This is a genomic window from Bacillus infantis, assembly GCF_020171945.1.
GTDB classification, from domain to species: Bacteria; Bacillota; Bacilli; order Bacillales; family Cytobacillaceae; genus Bacillus_AB; species Bacillus_AB infantis_A.
The window spans coordinates 244,049-260,589 of record NZ_JAIVAP010000001.1 but is presented as its reverse complement, the minus strand read 5'-3'; the positions used below and the strand labels follow the sequence as shown (position 1 = coordinate 260,589).

The window sequence follows — 16,541 nt, the reverse complement described above, 5'->3', positions numbered from 1 at the left end:
CAGTCAGCCTTTTTCGTGCAAAAATCCATATCCCGGCCGGCAGTTAGATTCTCAAAGCTCCTTCAAGATATTCTCATATACTTCTTTTCTATCAAAACTTTCACCCATTGGGAACTTTTTAATATATTTATTGTCTTTATCCAGGAGATAAACATAGGTACTGTGCACATAAAAGCCGTCCCCGGGATCACGGTACTGAAACTGGAAGGCATTGGCCAGCTCCTGAATTTCCTTCTGGTCTTCTTTCATGCTGTCTTTATCTCCAGTCAGGAACACCCAGTTTCCGTCTTTTTTAATATCGAAATTGTCCATATACTTACTCAGTACTTCAGGTGTGTCGCGATAAGGGTCGATGGTTATTGTCATGAATTTCACTTTATTACCAAATACTTGATTATTCTCGAGATCGCTTCTGAGCATGTTCATTTTTTGTGTTGTCGTAGGACAGATATCAGGACAATGGGTATAAATAAATTCAACTAATGTTAGGGTCTCTCCACCCTCACTGAAATCATAGTCTTTACCATTTTCAGTAATCAATGATATATCATCCGGAATTTCTGCTGAATGATCCCTGATGACAAAAAAAGCAATCCCTGCAGCAATCCCTGCAATAATAAGGATAGAGCTGATCCAATAAAGTCTCTTCATTTCATTCCCTCCCACTTAAGAATAGGGAAGAGAATGAAAAAATGACATGGATATTATGTGAAATTTTAGAAGCAAGTGCTAAAAACTTCTTCCGGCTCCGTGTCTTAAGGAACGCGCTATCTGGATGATTAAGAATTTTTGGCATCGGGTTTCAAATGGAAAAAAGGAGCCCGCAGGCCCCTTTTTTGATGAAAGAATCAGTTCATTCCGATCCAGACGCTCTTCACTTCTGTGTAGTTATTCAAAGCGTAGGATCCCATTTCACGGCCCATGCCAGACTGCTTATAGCCGCCGAATGGGGAGGCTGCGTCAAAGGCATTATAGCAGTTGACCCATACGGTCCCTGCCCTGAGCTGGCTGGCGATATAATGGGCTTTGGAGACATCCTTCGTCCAGACGCCCGCCGCCAGGCCATATTCGCTGTTATTTGCCCTGGCAATCAGTTCATCAAGATCTTCATACGGCATAGCCGAGATGACAGGGCCAAAGATCTCTTCTTTGGCAATCGTCATCTCATCACGGACATCCGCAAAGATAGTAGGGGAGACGAAGTAGCCTTCTTCATACGGCTTATTTCCGCCCACAAGCAGTTCTGCTCCTTCGCTGACGCCTTTTTCAATATATCCCAGGACCCTGTTCTGCTGTTCTGTTGAAACGAGAGGGCCGATCTGCGTATCAGCATGAAGGCCTGCACCCTGTTTAATCTTCTTGGCATGATCGACCATATCGGACACTACATTATCAAACTGCTTTTTCTGGATGAATACACGCGATCCTGCACAGCATACCTGGCCCTGGTTGAACATGACTCCGTTTAATGCGCCGGGAATGGCCTTTGTCATATCCGCATCAGGAAGGATGATATTCGGGGACTTCCCGCCAAGTTCCAGCGTGACACGCTTCAGCGTCTTAGAAGCCCTTTGCATGATCATTTTTCCGACCTCTGTTGAACCGGTGAACGCAATCTTATCGACCTGAGGATGATCTACCAGCGGCTGGCCTGCTGTCTCACCAAAACCGGGGACAATATTCACGACTCCTTCAGGGAAGCCCGCTTCCTGGATTAATTCTGCCAGATAAAGGGCGGAGAGAGGTGTCTGCTCTGCCGGCTTGAGGACAACCGTACATCCTGTGGCGAGTGCAGCCCCAAGCTTCCACATTGCCATGAGGAGAGGGAAGTTCCAAGGGATGATCTGCCCGACCACTCCTACAGCCTCGTGGCGAGTATAGTTAAAGAAAGGCCCGTTTACCGGGATCGTCTGTCCGACGATCTTTGTCGTCCAGCCTGCATAATAGCGCATGTGCTCAACAGCAAGCGGGATATCAGCTGCAGAGGTTTCCCTGATAGGCTTTCCATTGTCAAGAGTTTCAAGCTGGGCCAGCTCTTCTTTGTTTTCTTCCATCAAATCTGCGAGTTTATACATAAGCCTGCTTCTCTTGGCACTGCCCATCTTGGACCATTTTCCTTCATCAAATGCCTTCCTTGCAGCTAGCACGGCTCTATCAATATCTTCAGGACCTGCTTCATACAGCGTCGCCAGTACTTCACCGGTGGCAGGGTTATAGCTTTCAAATGTTTTCTGAGAGGCGCTTTCCACGAATTCTCCATTAATGAAAAGCTTTTTCTTTCCGGCCAGGAACTTTTCTACTTTTTCCTTCAAATTAATTGTTAATTGGGTCATTGCGATTCCTCCCTGAAATTAATTTATGTAGCCAAAAGCCTATTTTGATAGCGCTTCCATAAACTATGTTAGCATTTACAGAATCTATTATTCAAATAAAAAGAGAACAAATTTTCAGATAATTTTCGACAATATTCTTCTGCGCTTTTAGTCTATCCCTTCAAATTTCTGATAAAAAGAAAAATTCTATTTACTTCTGTGGTCTCCCTTGTATATGATTATATTGTATTAAATAATTTGTTCAGCAAAAGGGGTATGTTGTATGTTAGGTGCCGTTCTTAACTAAACCGTTAATCAGATACGGTCATTCCGGGGCTCTTTCTTAAAAGATTAAGGAAGGGAACTTTTATTTAAGTGTGCCCATGGAATAGAGTTAAGAACTCGGTCATAGCCTGCAGCATTTTCAATCAGTGGAAAGCTGTGTTCTTTGAGCACAGCTTTTTTGAATACTGATATATGCTGAATCCTATTTTGGGAGCCGCAATGATATAGTTCATTGCGGCTTTTTGTATTGATAAAAAGGAGGAAAAAAATTGAATTCACACACTTATGAGTCTTTAGATTTCCATGTGGTAAAAGAAAATGCGGCTCAATTCGCTTTGACGGAAGGAGGAAGAAAAAAGATACTCAGCATGGAGCCATCCTTTCTAAAAGGCCAGATCGAAGCACTGGCAGACGAAACTGCTGAGGCAGCTGCAATTCTTAAAACCGGAAGCAGTGTTCCCATCGGCAGTATGAAAGGGGTTGAAGCCCTGCTGTCATCATTCCACAAAGGAATTGTGCTGCGGGTAGAACAGCTTAGCAGGCTATATGAATTTCTGCAATCCTGCAAGAAGCTTAAGAAGTACATGAAAGACAAATCTAACCTTGCTCCAAGAATATCTTCCTATATACTCTCTGTTGACGAGATGCCTTTCCTTGCAGAAGAACTAATGCGCTGCATCCGGAATGGGGGGATAGATGACCATGCCAGCAAGGACCTCCTGAAGATCCGCAAACAGATTGCTATCCAGGAAGAAAGGCTTAAGGAAAAATTGAACCAGATCCTGAAATCAGCTAAATATAAAGAGGTTTTGCAGGAGGGGGTAATCAGCCAGAGGAATGGCCGGTATGTGGTGCCGGTAAAGAAGGAATACAGGTATAAGATCAAAGGGTCAGTGCTGGACAGAAGTGCTTCAGGTTTAACCCTTTTTATTGAACCTGAAGAAATCGGAGCACACCAGGACCAGCTGAATTGGCTGCATTCAGATGAAGAGTCGGAAATCCTGAACATTCTCTTGTACTTGACAGGGCTGGCGGAGGATAAGCATGAAGAAATCAAGCTGGCGGCCGAGACAATGATCCATTATGATATCGTTTTTGCAAAGGGAAAATACGGGCTGGCGATTGAGGGCATCCCAGTTTGTTTTCAGGATGATCAGTCTTTCCGCCTCCTTGATGCCAGACATCCTTCGCTGGGGAGCTCAGCAGTCCCTTTAACAATAGAGCTTGGACAGGGCGGAACTACAGCCCTTGTGATAACGGGACCGAATACAGGAGGCAAAACAGTTGCCATCAAAACGGTCGGCCTGCTCGCCCTGATGGCTCAATGCGGCCTGCTTCTCCCGGTTTCCCAGGGAAGCTCAATGGGCATATTCCAGAAGATCCTGGTTGATATAGGGGACGGCCAAAGCATTGAAGAAAACTTAAGCACCTTCAGCTCCCGGATAAAAAATATAGGCGAAATCTTAGAAGAATCCACTGCTGACTCCCTGGTGCTTCTGGATGAACTTGGCTCAGGCACTGACCCGGGGGAGGGAATGGGCCTGGCAGCAGCTATTCTGGAGCAGCTGCACAGGAAAGGAGCTGCTATCCTGGCAACAACGCACTATAAAGAGATCAAATCTTTTGCAGAGCATCATGAAGGCTTTATAAATGGAAGCATGGAATTTGATCTCGCCACCTTAAAGCCAACATATAGGCTGAAAATAGGAGAGTCAGGGGAAAGCCAGGCATTTGCCATCGCTTTAAAGCTTGGAATCCATCCGAAGCTGATTGAAAGGGCCCATTACTATTCATACGGGATAGAGAAGAGCTATCCACAGGAACTTTCAGATGATACAGCAAAGAAAAAGATGGAGAGGCAAATATTTGTTCAGAAGCACGAAAAGAAAAGAGAGAAGACAGCAAAAATAGAAAAGCCTGCCGCCTTTAAAAAAGGTGACAATGTACTCTATACAAGTACAGGTGAACTGGGGATTATCTATAAAGGACCTGACAGCCGGGATCAATATATTGTGCAAATTAAAGGAGAGAAAAAGGAGATCAACTCTAAAAGACTCAAGCTGTATATTAAGGCAGAGGAGCTATATCCGGAAGAATATGATTTTTCCATCATATTCGATACAAAAGAGAATCGGAAAGTTCTGAAGCAGATGGGTAAGAAGCATGTAAAAGGTTTAAGTGCAGATGCTGATGATTAACATATAAAAAGAAAGGAAAGAAGCGAAGTGCTTCTTTCCTTCTGCATACTTACAAAAGCATACCTGCAATTGCTGCGCTCAGCAATGAAGCCAGCGCACCTGCTACGACTGCTTTGAATCCGAGTTTAGCGATATCGCCTCTCCGGTCGGGAGCCAGGTTTCCAAGACCGCCAAGAAGGATGGCCATGGATGAAATATTGGCAAATCCGCATAAAGCGAAGCTGATGATGGCTGAAGTTTTTTCAGACAGATTCCCGATTTCAGGGGCAAAGGAAGAATAGGCCACAAATTCATTCAGAACAAGCTTTTGACCGATATATCCCCCAGCCTGAACCGCTTCTGACCACGGAACACCAACCGCAAATGCAATTGGCGAGAATACATAGCCGAGAATCATTTCAAGAGACAGATTGTCTGCACCGAATAGCCCGCCGGCAAAGCCGATCAATCCGTTAATCATAGCAACAAGCGCTATGAACGCCAAAAGCATGGCACCGATATTCAATGCAAGCTGAAGGCCGACACTGGCGCCTTTTGCGGCTGCATCCACTACATTGACAGACTCTGTATCTTTCTCAATAGTAATCTCTTTATCTGTCTGTGATTGTTCTGTTTCCGGAATCATAATCTTTGCCAGTACCAAGCCTGCAGGAGCAGCCATGAAGCTAGCGGCCAGGAGATATTCCAGCGGCACGCCCAGCAGGGAATAGCCGATCAGTACTGAACCTGCAACTGAGGCAAGTCCGCCCGTCATGACGGCAAATAATTCGGACCGGGTCATCTTGCTGATAAATGGACGGACAATGAGAGGAGCTTCTGTCTGTCCTACAAAAATATTAGCTGCTGCAGAAATAGATTCTGCCTTGCTTGTCCCAAGCAGCTTAGAAAGGCCGCCGCCGATAATCTTGATAACCCACTGCATGATGCCAACATAATAAAGTACAGAAATTAAAGAAGAGAAGAATATGACAGTCGGCAGAACCTGGAAAGCAAATACCATCCCGATATTCGTTCCATCGGCAAACAGTCCGCCAAACAGGAAGTTGATTCCTTCGTTCGCATATCCTACGATATTGTTCACCTTTTCAGTGAGCATCTCGAGTGCCTTTTTCCCTGCATTCCATTTCAGGACGGCAAAAGCAAAGATAAGCTGTATGGCAAGTCCTCCAGCAATCGTCCTAAGATTGATCGCTTTTCTGTTTGAAGAGAAGAGAAGAGCGATTCCAAGAACGACTGCAATCCCAAATAGTCCCCAAAGTAAATTCATCAGTTCCACCCCTTAAAAACTAATAGTAATCTTTAGCTTAGAAAAATCCACATAAACGTCTTCCAAATGCTGTACGAGAACAGACGTCAGACATCCAACTAATTAACCTGTTTCATTTTAACATGAATCCGTTTACAGTCCAGTATTTTGTTTAATAAAATTGTTTAGAAAATTAATACATGGATAACATTTTCCATATCTTCATTGCAGACGATCAGAAATGATTAGTCTAACCAGGTTCAGGGAAACAGAAGAAAAAACAAAGGTGGGTTTTGATGGATCCTTATTTTTTCGGTATTTTTGCTTTCATTTACACCATGCTGCTGGTTTGGGGAATTTCTCTATTGATTAAAAAGGGAAGAGCCTCTTATGGAGATGTGCTGCTAGTGATTATTGCTGGCCTGATTTATGATAACAGCATCCTCGCGGCAGGACGGATAGCCGGAGAATCTGACATGCTTCTGTCTCTCAATAGAATGCGATTTATTTTACATGCCGCCGCAACACCTCTGCTTGTTCTCTTTGCCTGGTATGCTGCAAAAGAATCGGGTACAAGAGTCCTTGATAAAAAGAAAAGCCTGGGGATTGCCTGGATCATAACCATTGTCTTAATGTCTATAGAATTCTTTGCCATCAGGAATCTTCAGCTTGAGGCAGTAACTGAATACGGGGTGCTGAAATATGTACCATTGCATGCTCACGGTCCTCCAATAATGGTGATCGGTGTATCGGTCTTTCTCTTGATATCCGGAGTTATTGTCTGGAAAAAAACAGGCTGGTTCTGGATGTTTGCCGGAATTGCTATTATGGCTGCAGGAAGTGCCATACCCTTTGATCCAGGCAGTGCAGCAGTTACGAATCTGTTTGAGCTAATCTTGATTGCGAGCCTGCTTTTGACCAAAAGACATTTGGATAGGGATGGACAATGAAGAATGCGGGGCAGAAATTGCTCCGCGCTTTTTTGTCTTCAGGAATATCCTCTCCAGCTTTTGGATAATATCCGCATTTGCCCCCGGACGTTTGTCCATTATCTGACAGGCCCTCCTGCATATGATGTTAGCGGACAGCATATCGGAGGTGATTGAAATGTCAAGAAGCTATTACAATCAGTGCAGAGGCGGTGTTGGCCGAATGGTGCGGATCCGGACTGTGCATGGGAGAGAGCATGTCGGAGTTATTGAACGTGTTACACCTTCAAAAGTTTTCATCAGACCTGCAGGCGGAGGCAGAAATTATGGCGGCTACGGATATGGGGAGTTTGATGGATTTGCTTACCCTTACGGCTACGGCTGGGGCTGGGGAGGCTTTGGCATCGGCATTGCGTTTGGAGCCATTGCCGCTTTAGCTTTTGTCCCATTCCTGTGGTAATAACTCAATTAAGCACAAAGATACTTTTAGCCCATTCAAAACAGTCATCCTTCTCATACAATACCCTAGGTCGTGCATAAAGGGGGTGCAATAAATGAGCGGTGGAGCTGGATACGGCTACGGCGGCGGGTTTGCCCTTATCGTCGTGCTTTTCATCCTTTTGATTATCGTTGGCGCTGCTTATGTGGGGGGAGGCTACTAATCCTTTCTGCATCAAGAGCAAAAAGGAATCTGTTTCTGAACAGATTCCTTTTTGCGTTCCCCCTGAGACAAGTCTTGCTGCCAGGGACGATCTTTGAATGAAAATCCTGAAAAGGATAACAATATAATGACAGCAACAAGGAGGGATTTCTCATGCCAAAAGAAGCACAGGATGACTTGTCACAATACAAAATGCCAAATGCATTAAAGAAACAGCGCAATTCATCCTACCAGGTCGGCTATACCGCTACAACAGGCAATCAGACTGGCGGAGAAGCTGAAGTGGGCAAGAGGGCAGACTATAAGAATTAGCTGGAACCAGGCTGCGCTATGCAGCTTGATTCCATCCCTTTATCTTGCCCTTGCTACAATGCCATTGTGCACTTTTATATAGCCGTGCTGAAGAATTTCCAGTCCGTTTTCAAACATATAAAGGCCCATCTGTTCGACTGTCATGAGCTCCCGGTACGTATGGTTCATGACATCGGCCATTATTTCATAATAAAGCTTTGACCTGAGCTGCGCTCTTGGGGTCGTCATGATAATATAACCTGAAGGCTTCACAAATCTTCTGTGCCAATCAATCACCTCGGGCTTTAATTTATCAGGGAAATGCTCCAGCAGGCCGACACTCAAAACAATATCAAATTCCTTCCCAAAAGGAAGATTTCTGATATCATCCACTACATAGTCAATTTGGAAATCATTTTTGTAAAAAGCTTTTCTGCCTCCTGTTTGTTTATTCAAGCCCAGGAAGGGATATGAATCGGGAAATTCTTCAAAACGTGCATCCCTGCAAAACGGATCATAATCGACCAGAACAGCTTCTCCCCCTGGATACATGGCGGACAGCTGCATTGCTTCATAGCCTTCTGCGGCACCCAAGAAAAGAATACGGGGCTTATCAAGGTCCAGGTTGGCAAAAAGGCCTCTTTTTCCGCGCGGATCCCAAATTCCATCCTGAATCCTGTGAACATAATTCCATAGTGACAGCCTTACTAGCTCGCCCAAAGCTGTTTTCGCTGCACGGGGCTTTATCATAGCTGCATTCTTGAAGAAATCCTTTTTAGCCCTGTCCATTTCGGCGGGGACATCCTTGATAAACCACTGATGAAAGGAACGATTGAACATTTCCCACGAAGTATGGACGGGAAGTTCCTTTTTATGCTCGCTTTCCCAGTCATGCTTTTCTTTTGCAAACGATGTCACTTCGTACGGCTTCCCGATGTCTTTCCATGAAAGCAAGGACCAGTCCCTTACTGTGTTCATCTTAATGAATCTGCCGGCCTGCTTTTCCGTATACTCGCGTATATCCCTTCTATATGAGGGAAGGAGAGAAGTTTCCTCCTGAATCTCATCTGCTCCCAATTCGGTTTCAAGCAAAAATACCACCCCTGTTTGTAAGCGTTATCAATATTTATTCAACACAGCAAATTTCAATCCCTTTAATACGCGGAAAATAAATGACTTATATATGGGTCCCGTCAGCTCTCCATACTTATGTATGGATTTTGCCGGATAATAGTCCTGCCCTTACAGCTGTGTTAAAGGTGCGTAAAATCTTTGTTTCACACGTATGATCTTTAATCAGAAGCAATATAAGCCTAAAGATAAAAGAGCAGGATATCCTGCTCTCAAAGTGCTGCCGCCGCTTTTTTCCTTTCCCATGTTATAGCCGCAAACAGGAAGGAAAGTGCAGCTGCAAAACGGACGGCTGAAGTAATGCCCATAGCCGACAGCATACCTAAATGATCAAGAAGGAATACTCCGAATTGAGGGGCGATGAAACCGACAAGGGACAGTAAGAAGTTATAATTGGCAATATAGCTGGTCCGATTTTTTTCCGGCGAAGCATTAAGAAGCTGATTGAACAGGAGCAGATTGGTTCCTGAGACAAAAAGGCCGATCCATAAATTGATTAACGTCAAATAAACAAGATTGGCTGAAGCGACTGTTAGAAGCGGAGCCGTTGCCATGCCTGCTGCGGCGATGAACAGGATAAAGCTATTGCCTTTCCTGTCTGCCGCTTTTGCCCACCATTTCATGCTGGCAATCTGGGCCAGCTGGTTGGTCACAGAGAACAGGGACAGCCACAGCGCAGTAGCTCCCGCTTCTTTTATTTGATATATGCTGAAAATGGACCATGCCATCTGTGCACCAAAATTGAATAAAAGACCGCAGACAACAAATGAAAGGAAAGGCCTGTGCCTGAATACTGCTAACGATAGGTTCTTTGTCTTAATACCCTCTTGCTGCTTTTCATTTATCACAGGGCTTTCTTTATGTTTAAAGAGGTAATAAACTTCAAGCAGCGCAAAGAGGAATCCAATCACAAAGAGACATTGATACGGAAAAGGGGAACTTTGATCATACTGCTGCAGGAAAAATCCGGTCCCGAAAGTTATCAACATTGCAGCAATTGTATTAAGGCGGTTGCGTGTGCTAAAAAATTCACCGCGTCTTTTTTCAGGGACCAGGTCTCCGATCATAGACTGCCAGGACAGGCCGGAAACAGCTCCCGGGAAGTTGAGGAGACCAATGAGCCCAACAAGGAACCAGGGCGCAAATTCCTTTGGCAGAAACGGTATAAATAAAATCAGCATAAAAAGGAATCTTGTTGCAAATGTTGAGGCAACGGCAACCCTTTTTTTGCTCGGAGAACGATTGATCCATATTGCTCCGGGAATGATGGCCAGAAGCCCGATAATAGATGGCAGGGAACTGATCAGTCCCATCTGCTGATTTGTTGCCCCAAGCACACTGATTGCCAGGAGAGGGATATAGCCGTTCACCGCATTGGTAGATATAGTAGAAGCCAGGCCATTATAGATGCTCAGCTTTTCATTTTGCGTATATTTCAATTCTTAATCTCCCTTTATTTTTTCTTTGCCGAAATGGATTGTATGCTTTCGTTTCTCAAAAAACAATACATTTGGCATAAAAAGGGTAGAAGGTGGGACCTTCTCGATTGAGAACATAGACCTAACGGAGGACTTTTGCAGCATGTCTTAACTAACATAATGAATAGGACTAATTAACTATACAGATTAAATCTTTCCCGTTTTCATCTATAGTTTACCTTTTTTGAACAGGGGTACTAATTTTAGGAAGGCTTATCCAGCCAAACTAAATTACACCTGTTGAGGAGGAATTTTATGTTTTATCATGTTAAAGAACTGCAATTCGAAGCAAGGCCGGAACGGCCAGATCCGTTGTTTGCCAAGAAGCTGCAAGAGCTGATCGGCGGGCAGTATGGAGAAATGACCGTGGCCATGCAATATATGTTCCAGGGATGGGCTACCCGCGGAAATGAAAAGTACCGGGACCTGCTTTTGGATATAGGGACAGAAGAAATCGGCCATGTTGAAATGCTTGCGACCATGGTTGCACGCCTGCTCGATAACGCACCTGTCAAGGATCAGGAAGATGCAGCAAAAGATCCTGTAATTGGTGCGGTCCTCGGAGGAATGAATCCACAGCACGCGATTGTAAGCGGACTTGGTGCCCGCCCGAGCGACAGTGTCGGCAATCCGTGGATGGGCAGCTATACCATTGCGAGCGGCAACCTGCTGGCTGACTTCAGGGCCAACCTGAATGCTGAATCCCAGGGACGCCTGCAGGCAGTACGTCTATATGAAATGTCTGATGACGCAGGAGTTAAAGATTTGCTTTCTACCCTCATTGCCCGCGATTCTTACCATCAGAATCAATGGATGGCAGCGATTGCTGAACTGGAGGAAAAAGAAGGCATCATTACACCAAGCACATTCCCTCGCGAGCTCGAGAAAAAGGATATTGCTTATAAGCTATATAATCTTTCTGAAGGCCAGGAAAGCGGCGCAGGACGCTGGGCAAGCGGACCTGCACTTGATGGCCAGGGAGAATATGAATATGTTGCAGATCCAAAACCGAATGCAGAAAAACCGTTCCTGAACCCGGCTCCTAAAAGCCTCCATAATACCATGCCGGAAGACCTGAAAAATCAATAACGAAAGAATCATGGGCCCGGAGCAGCCAGCTTCGGGCTTTTTTGCAGGCGAAAGGCAGGAGAACAGTGACTCCTTTTTTTCCGCCTGAGCTTAAAGGCTCAGCCGCAGAAACACCTATTATTCCGAGCCGTACCGCCTGCATTTTGCTGTGGATGCCGGATTGAAAAATAACAGCCCGCAAAATGCGGCGTTATCTTTTCCTGCTCTGGTGCTTTTCTGCCAGCTGCCTTTTGACTTCGTTGTAGGACAGTCCTGAGGCTGCGTTTTTCTTCTTTACTTCTTCAATATCAGTTCCTGCAGCAGTATATCTTTTTTTAGACTCCAAGCATATTCCCTCCAGTTCTTTTTATTTTACAGGTTAAAAAGGCAGAACCTGCACATACTAGAAAAAAAGGAGGCGGTTCCTATTTTTTTCAACAAGAGAGCACAAGAAGAAAAGCCAGAAGACATCTTGATGGATACTGAAGTATACTCCTGCGCCGGCGAATCCTGCAATGGGTGGATGAGGAAGGATTTCGCATCCGATGACCTATTATGCCCCCTTTGCGGAACAGGCATGACTGCTGAAGTAAGAGAGCTCCCAAAGATTTGATGCTGCACGCTTAATAGGAAGAAGCCTGAACCTTATCAGGCTTCTTTTTGTTGGCATAGCACGTATTTCTTAGCCTGCGTTCCTTAATCTGAGCATGGCTTCTCCGCTTTTCTATTGTCCAGCTCCGGCGGCTAGAGCCTCGAGTCATAAGCCACGCAAGGATTAAAGGCAAAGAACGCCTTCAATTCCAAAGCGTCTTATGCTGGGCCCGCAGGACGCGGGTAATGCAGGCGTTGCCACAGGACGTGGCGTCTTTAGCCTGCGTTCCTTGATTCTGAACAGTCGCCTCCGCTTTTCTATTGTCCAGCTCCGGGCGCTAGCCCTTCGAGTCATAAGCCAATCAGGCCAGAAGGTTAAAGAACAACCTTCCGTCCTGCTCGTCTTATGCTTGTCAGGGCTGAGCAAGCGCCCTCCGCTTTTCTATTGTCCAGCTCCAAAGCCTAGACCCTCGAGTCATAAGTCACTTAGGAATTGAAGGCAAAGAACGCCTTCTATTCCTAAGCGCCTTATGCTTGTCGGGTCTGAACAAGGCTTTTCCGCTTTTCTATTCATAATGTTCTTCAAATGCTTTTTCTGCGGCGGCTTGTGAGGTGAATAGGGCGTCGTCGTCTTCGATTACGTGAAAGGTTTCGTTTAGGAATAGGGCATAAGCGTTTGGATCTTTTGGATGCTGGACGATTTCTGCTGCCCGGATATTTGAGACGGTAGGGGTATGGGGGTTGTTATATATGACAAATACCTCATCTCCGGCTTTTACTTCTCTAGGATTGATCATATCCATATTGGCATTCTCCTTTATAAGTTCTCGTTTTGCTGTCCGATTTCGCCTGCAGCTATCATGCTATTGGCTGTTTCCAGTGATTCATGCTCATTGACTGAGTCTCCTGGCGTATTTCTTTCGTTAATTCCGCGGGCATCAGTGTCTATTGTCATTTCAGGCTCGGAAGGTGCAAAATTCTTAGGGTCTTCTGTTTTTTTCTCCTGCAAGTATATCCCCTCCTTTTTTTCGAACCTTCTATTTAAAAGTTTCTCCTGATGCATCTCCACTATGCATTACGACCAAATTAAAGCAGAGGCTTTAGGATGTGTGCAGCCGGGAAAACGCATAACAGATAGAAAAAAGAGGAGGCCGGAAATGTTTAAAAACAATGCAGAAAGATTAATCTCAGATATCCAGGCGCACAGTATTAGGATCGATGATTTCAATGACTTGGATGCAGCAGCAGAAGCTGCCGGCAGCGCCCAATTCGTCCTTCTGGGGGAAGCTTCCCATGGAACATCAGAATTTTATATCTGGAGGGCAGAGCTTACAAAGAAGCTTATCGGACAATATGGCTTCAAGGCTGTCTGTGCAGAAGGGGACTGGCCCTCCTGTTTCGAGATCAACAGCTATATTAAGTCGTATAATCAGCGCCTCCCTCAGGATGTATTGAAAGCAGCATTTAACAGATGGCCTGAGTGGATGTGGGCCAATCAGGAGATCCAGGATTTTATCTTATGGCTCAGGAATTATAATGAGCAGGCAAAAGAAGATATGATTGGCTTTTACGGTTTGGATGTCTACAGTTTGTGGGAATCAATGGAGGAAATCATCCAGCATCTTGAAAAAGACAGCTCCAATGATGCAAAAGCTGCCAAAAAAGCTTTTTCATGTTTTGAGCCTTATTACAGGAATCCTGAGGATTATGCGGTGTCGTCAGGCTTTTATGGAGAATCTTGCGAGGAAGAAGTAATGGAGCTGCTGCTTAACATCCGCAGAAACATGACAAATTACCCTCCCCAAAATGAAATGGCGCTTAATCTTTCAGTCAATAGCCTTGTTGCCCTTCATGCGGAAAGTTATTACCGGTCAATGGTAAAAGGCGGATCTGAGGACTGGAACATTAGGGACAGGCATATGGTCAGCGCAATTGAGGAAATCATTAAATATAATGGTAAAGATACAAAGGTTGTCATCTGGGAGCATAATACGCATATCGGTGATGCAAGAGCGACTGATATGGAAATGCATGGTATGACAAATGTCGGCCAGATTCTCAGGGAGAGGTATGCCGGCAAAGTATTTGCGCTCGGTCTGGGAACATACGATGGGACCGTGATTGCCGGACGCAGCTGGGGGGAGAGAAGGGAAGTGATGCTTCTGCCTCCTGCAGCAGAAGGGAGCTGGGAGGATTTGCTGCACCGGGCTGGTGCTCATAATAAGCTGATTCTCTTTAACAGCGAAAATCGCAGCCTTTTTCAAGAAACGATCGGACACAGAGCGATTGGGGTCGTGTATAATCCCGAATTTGAACTAAATGGAAATTATGTTCCTTCACAAATTTCTGACCGGTATGATGGGTTTCTTTTCATTGACCGCACTTCTGCTTTAAGACCCCTTGACTAAAGAGGGTGAGCCTGAATCAGGCTCACCCTCATTTATTATTGGTAGCTGTCTGCCAATTCATCAACAAGAGAACCGACAAAAGAAACAGCTTTCCGTATTGAATCCGGCTTGCTCATATCAACGCCCGCATCCTTGATCAGCTCAAGCGGCTTTTTCGTGCCTCCGGCTTTCAGTACATTGATCCACTGGTCAACTGCAGGCTTTCCTTCTTCCTTGATCCTCTGTGCTACAGCAGTTGATACAGTTAATCCTGCAGAGTAAGTATAAGGATACAGACCCATGTAGTAATGAGGCTGCCTCATCCATGTCAGGCTTGCACCTTCGTCAATTTCAACTGAACTGCCCCAGAAGTCTTCGAGCACCTGTTTCTTCTCCTTGGATAATACAGCAGCCGTCAGGGGAACCCCTTGCTCAGCCAAAGCATAGACCCTTCTCTGATACCTTCCTTCCAGCAGGTGCGTAACAAAATTATGATAATAGGTTCCAAGGAGCTGCAGGATGACCCAGCGTTTCATCCGCGGATCTTCTGTACCTTCCAGAAGATGCTGGCCCAGCAAAAGCTCATTGATCGTCGATGGCGCTTCTACAAAATAGGTAGAGGGACGGGTATTCATGATCCGCTGATTTTTATTTGCCAGGTAGAAATGGCCGGCATGGCCTAATTCATGGGCCAGTACGAATGCTCCGCGCATTGTATCTGTCCATGTGATCAGGATATAAGGGTGAGAACCGTAAGGGCTTGAGCAGAACGCACCTGTCGATTTGCCGATATTGTCAGCAAGGTCGACCCATCTGTCCTCAAGGCCTTTTTTCATGATTTCTGTATACTCAGGCCCCATCACCTGAAGAGCTTCCAGGATGACTTCACTTGCAGAATCATAGGTGGTGGCCGGGTTGAATTCAGGGTCAAGCGGCGCCTTTAGGTCAGCAAATGTCATCTTATCAAGGCCAAGTACCGTCTTTTTCAGTTCAGCATATTTGCGCATGATAGGGGCCAATTCTTCCCCGATGATATCAAGCTGGTTATGGTACATTTCCTCTGTAACCTGCTGAGGCTCCAGCAGCATTTCTGTTGCAGATTCATACTTTCTAGCCCGGGACAGAACCACCTGCCTTTTCACTTCCGCCGAATAGGCGGCAGCAAACGTGTTCTTATACTGCTTCAGCGTATCAGTGAAAGATTCATAAGCTGCTCTTCTTGTATGTGTATCAGGCGAAAATTCATAACGGTCTTCAAACAGGGCAAAAGAATTTGGGAGTACATTGCCCTCCTTGTCCTCAAATGAAGCGAACTGCATATCTGCCAGCTTGCTGTTCTGATAAACCTGATATGGAGATGCATGAACCTCGCCAAGTGAGGCAAGGACTTCCTCAGTCTCTGGGCTGAGCTTATGTTTTTTTGTTTCAAGAAGCTCTTCAAGACTCTTTCTGAATGCTTCCAGCTCCGGCTGTTCTTTTATGTACTTCTCAAGCATCCCGTCTTCAAAAGCCAGGATTTCCGATTCAATGAAGGAAAGGGCGGAATTTACTTTTGCCCGGAGCGAAGCTGCCAGGGAAGCGTTGGACTGATTGTCAGGATCTGATCCATCTTCAGATTGGCGGAGGGAAGCATAGGTTCCGGCCTGGACCATCCGGATTGAATAAGCTTCCTGTGCCAGCAGGCATTCCTTCAGGACAGCAGAGTCGCCGGCAAGCCTGCCTTTGTATGAATCAAACTGGGACAGGTCCGCTTCCAGGCTTTTAAGCTCACTCTTCCAGTTTTCTTCAGATGAAAACAAATCATTCAAATCCCATGTAATAGCCTCAGGGACTTCTGAGCGTGCGAGTCTTTTAACAAGTGTTTTTTCAGGCATTTATAAAGACCTCCTTTAGGTAAATCGGGAAAATGTTTCGGTACCCTAAGGAAATTATACTTCATCGGAAGGCATTTTCATATCATTTAT

At 45.3% G+C, this 16,541-nt stretch carries 17 protein-coding genes; 8 read left to right on the top strand and 9 right to left on the bottom strand.

The window, feature by feature from the left end:
• Positions 1-51 precede the first annotated feature (51 nt).
• Together LCM00_RS01255 and LCM00_RS01250 are read right to left on the bottom strand one after the other, a co-directional pair.
• Positions 52-651 (bottom strand): SCO family protein, encoded by a 600-nt coding sequence (locus tag LCM00_RS01255; protein WP_224897101.1) that lies wholly within the window; start codon positions 649-651, stop codon positions 52-54.
• Positions 652-848: 197 nt separating this feature from the next.
• On the bottom strand, positions 849-2,333 hold the full coding sequence (locus LCM00_RS01250; RefSeq protein WP_224897098.1) for an aldehyde dehydrogenase family protein: 1,485 nt from the start codon (positions 2,331-2,333) through the stop codon (positions 849-851).
• 533 nt (positions 2,334-2,866) lie between these two features.
• On the opposite strand from LCM00_RS01250, the gene LCM00_RS01245 reads away from it, so the two are divergent.
• Positions 2,867-4,795 carry an endonuclease MutS2 gene (locus LCM00_RS01245; protein WP_224897096.1) on the top strand — a complete coding sequence of 643 codons (1,929 nt, stop codon included), beginning with the start codon at positions 2,867-2,869 and terminating at the stop codon, positions 4,793-4,795.
• Between the two features lie 49 nt (positions 4,796-4,844).
• On the opposite strand, the gene LCM00_RS01240 is transcribed toward LCM00_RS01245, so the two are convergent.
• Positions 4,845-6,062, bottom strand: coding sequence for a NupC/NupG family nucleoside CNT transporter (locus LCM00_RS01240; protein WP_224897094.1), 1,218 nt, complete (start codon positions 6,060-6,062; stop codon positions 4,845-4,847).
• 275 nt (positions 6,063-6,337) lie between these two features.
• Here LCM00_RS01240 and LCM00_RS01235 point away from each other — a divergent pair, with 275 nt between their 5' ends.
• From LCM00_RS01235 to LCM00_RS01220, 4 genes are all read left to right on the top strand, one after another.
• Positions 6,338-6,991, top strand: a complete 654-nt coding sequence (locus LCM00_RS01235; protein WP_224897092.1) for a phospholipid phosphatase — start codon at positions 6,338-6,340, stop codon at positions 6,989-6,991.
• Positions 6,992-7,148: 157 nt separating this feature from the next.
• Positions 7,149-7,430 carry a hypothetical protein gene (locus LCM00_RS01230; RefSeq protein ID WP_224897090.1) on the top strand — a complete coding sequence of 94 codons (282 nt, stop codon included), beginning with the start codon at positions 7,149-7,151 and terminating at the stop codon, positions 7,428-7,430.
• Between the two features lie 94 nt (positions 7,431-7,524).
• The gene (locus LCM00_RS01225; RefSeq protein ID WP_224897087.1) at positions 7,525-7,632 is read left to right on the top strand and encodes a YjcZ family sporulation protein; all 108 of its coding nucleotides are present in this window, start codon (positions 7,525-7,527) and stop codon (positions 7,630-7,632) included.
• A gap of 152 nt (positions 7,633-7,784) precedes the next feature.
• A complete protein-coding gene (locus LCM00_RS01220; protein ID WP_224897085.1) occupies positions 7,785-7,943 on the top strand; it encodes a hypothetical protein in 159 nt (52 codons plus the stop codon).
• A 39-nt stretch (positions 7,944-7,982) separates the two neighbouring features.
• On the opposite strand, the gene LCM00_RS01215 is transcribed toward LCM00_RS01220, so the two are convergent.
• Positions 7,983-9,023 (bottom strand): class I SAM-dependent methyltransferase, encoded by a 1,041-nt coding sequence (locus LCM00_RS01215; protein WP_224897083.1) that lies wholly within the window; start codon positions 9,021-9,023, stop codon positions 7,983-7,985.
• 242 nt (positions 9,024-9,265) lie between these two features.
• Positions 9,266-10,492 (bottom strand): MFS transporter, encoded by a 1,227-nt coding sequence (locus LCM00_RS01210; RefSeq protein ID WP_224897080.1) that lies wholly within the window; start codon positions 10,490-10,492, stop codon positions 9,266-9,268.
• A 294-nt stretch (positions 10,493-10,786) separates the two neighbouring features.
• On the opposite strand from LCM00_RS01210, the gene LCM00_RS01205 reads away from it, so the two are divergent.
• Entirely contained in the window at positions 10,787-11,620 is an 834-nt protein-coding gene (locus LCM00_RS01205) for a manganese catalase family protein (RefSeq protein WP_224897078.1), read from the top strand.
• Between the two features lie 190 nt (positions 11,621-11,810).
• Here LCM00_RS01205 and LCM00_RS24570 read toward each other — a convergent pair whose 3' ends face one another.
• The gene (locus tag LCM00_RS24570) at positions 11,811-11,945 is read right to left on the bottom strand and encodes a hypothetical protein (protein ID WP_257990973.1); all 135 of its coding nucleotides are present in this window, start codon (positions 11,943-11,945) and stop codon (positions 11,811-11,813) included.
• On the opposite strand from LCM00_RS24570, the gene LCM00_RS24835 reads away from it, so the two are divergent.
• On the top strand, positions 11,907-12,212 hold the full coding sequence (locus tag LCM00_RS24835; protein ID WP_404802136.1) for a cold-inducible protein YdjO-related protein: 306 nt from the start codon (positions 11,907-11,909) through the stop codon (positions 12,210-12,212). The two genes, LCM00_RS24570 and LCM00_RS24835, sit on opposite strands and share 39 nt — an antisense overlap.
• Positions 12,213-12,756: 544 nt before the next feature.
• On the opposite strand, the gene LCM00_RS01195 is transcribed toward LCM00_RS24835, so the two are convergent.
• Both LCM00_RS01195 and LCM00_RS01190 read right to left on the bottom strand, forming a co-directional pair.
• Positions 12,757-12,993 (bottom strand): transcriptional regulator SplA domain-containing protein, encoded by a 237-nt coding sequence (locus LCM00_RS01195; RefSeq protein ID WP_224897076.1) that lies wholly within the window; start codon positions 12,991-12,993, stop codon positions 12,757-12,759.
• A gap of 14 nt (positions 12,994-13,007) precedes the next feature.
• On the bottom strand, positions 13,008-13,199 hold the full coding sequence (locus LCM00_RS01190; RefSeq protein ID WP_224897075.1) for a hypothetical protein: 192 nt from the start codon (positions 13,197-13,199) through the stop codon (positions 13,008-13,010).
• A gap of 148 nt (positions 13,200-13,347) precedes the next feature.
• Between LCM00_RS01190 and LCM00_RS01185 the strand changes: the two genes are divergently transcribed.
• Positions 13,348-14,598 carry an erythromycin esterase family protein gene (locus LCM00_RS01185; RefSeq protein ID WP_224897073.1) on the top strand — a complete coding sequence of 417 codons (1,251 nt, stop codon included), beginning with the start codon at positions 13,348-13,350 and terminating at the stop codon, positions 14,596-14,598.
• A 35-nt stretch (positions 14,599-14,633) separates the two neighbouring features.
• Here LCM00_RS01185 and pepF read toward each other — a convergent pair whose 3' ends face one another.
• Positions 14,634-16,451: an oligoendopeptidase F gene (pepF, locus tag LCM00_RS01180; protein WP_224897071.1), complete on the bottom strand. Its 1,818-nt coding sequence runs from the start codon at positions 16,449-16,451 to the stop codon at positions 14,634-14,636.
• Between the last annotated feature and the right edge of the window lie 90 nt (positions 16,452-16,541).

What these genes read in the sequence shown, in the direction of transcription:
- LCM00_RS01235 (WP_224897092.1), top strand. Translation starts at nt 6,338, where the DNA reads ATGGATCCTTATTTTTTCGGTATTTTTGCTTTCATTTACACCATGCTG.
- LCM00_RS01225 (WP_224897087.1), top strand. Translation starts at nt 7,525, where the DNA reads ATGAGCGGTGGAGCTGGATACGGCTACGGCGGCGGGTTTGCCCTTATC.
- LCM00_RS01255 (WP_224897101.1), bottom strand. Translation starts at nt 651, where the DNA reads ATGAAGAGACTTTATTGGATCAGCTCTATCCTTATTATTGCAGGGATT.
- LCM00_RS01185 (WP_224897073.1), top strand. Translation starts at nt 13,348, where the DNA reads ATGTTTAAAAACAATGCAGAAAGATTAATCTCAGATATCCAGGCGCAC.
- LCM00_RS01220 (WP_224897085.1), top strand. Translation starts at nt 7,785, where the DNA reads ATGCCAAAAGAAGCACAGGATGACTTGTCACAATACAAAATGCCAAAT.
- LCM00_RS01195 (WP_224897076.1), bottom strand. Translation starts at nt 12,993, where the DNA reads ATGGATATGATCAATCCTAGAGAAGTAAAAGCCGGAGATGAGGTATTT.
- pepF (WP_224897071.1), bottom strand. Translation starts at nt 16,451, where the DNA reads ATGCCTGAAAAAACACTTGTTAAAAGACTCGCACGCTCAGAAGTCCCT.
- LCM00_RS01240 (WP_224897094.1), bottom strand. Translation starts at nt 6,062, where the DNA reads ATGAATTTACTTTGGGGACTATTTGGGATTGCAGTCGTTCTTGGAATC.
- LCM00_RS01205 (WP_224897078.1), top strand. Translation starts at nt 10,787, where the DNA reads ATGTTTTATCATGTTAAAGAACTGCAATTCGAAGCAAGGCCGGAACGG.
- LCM00_RS01230 (WP_224897090.1), top strand. Translation starts at nt 7,149, where the DNA reads ATGTCAAGAAGCTATTACAATCAGTGCAGAGGCGGTGTTGGCCGAATG.
- LCM00_RS01250 (WP_224897098.1), bottom strand. Translation starts at nt 2,333, where the DNA reads ATGACCCAATTAACAATTAATTTGAAGGAAAAAGTAGAAAAGTTCCTG.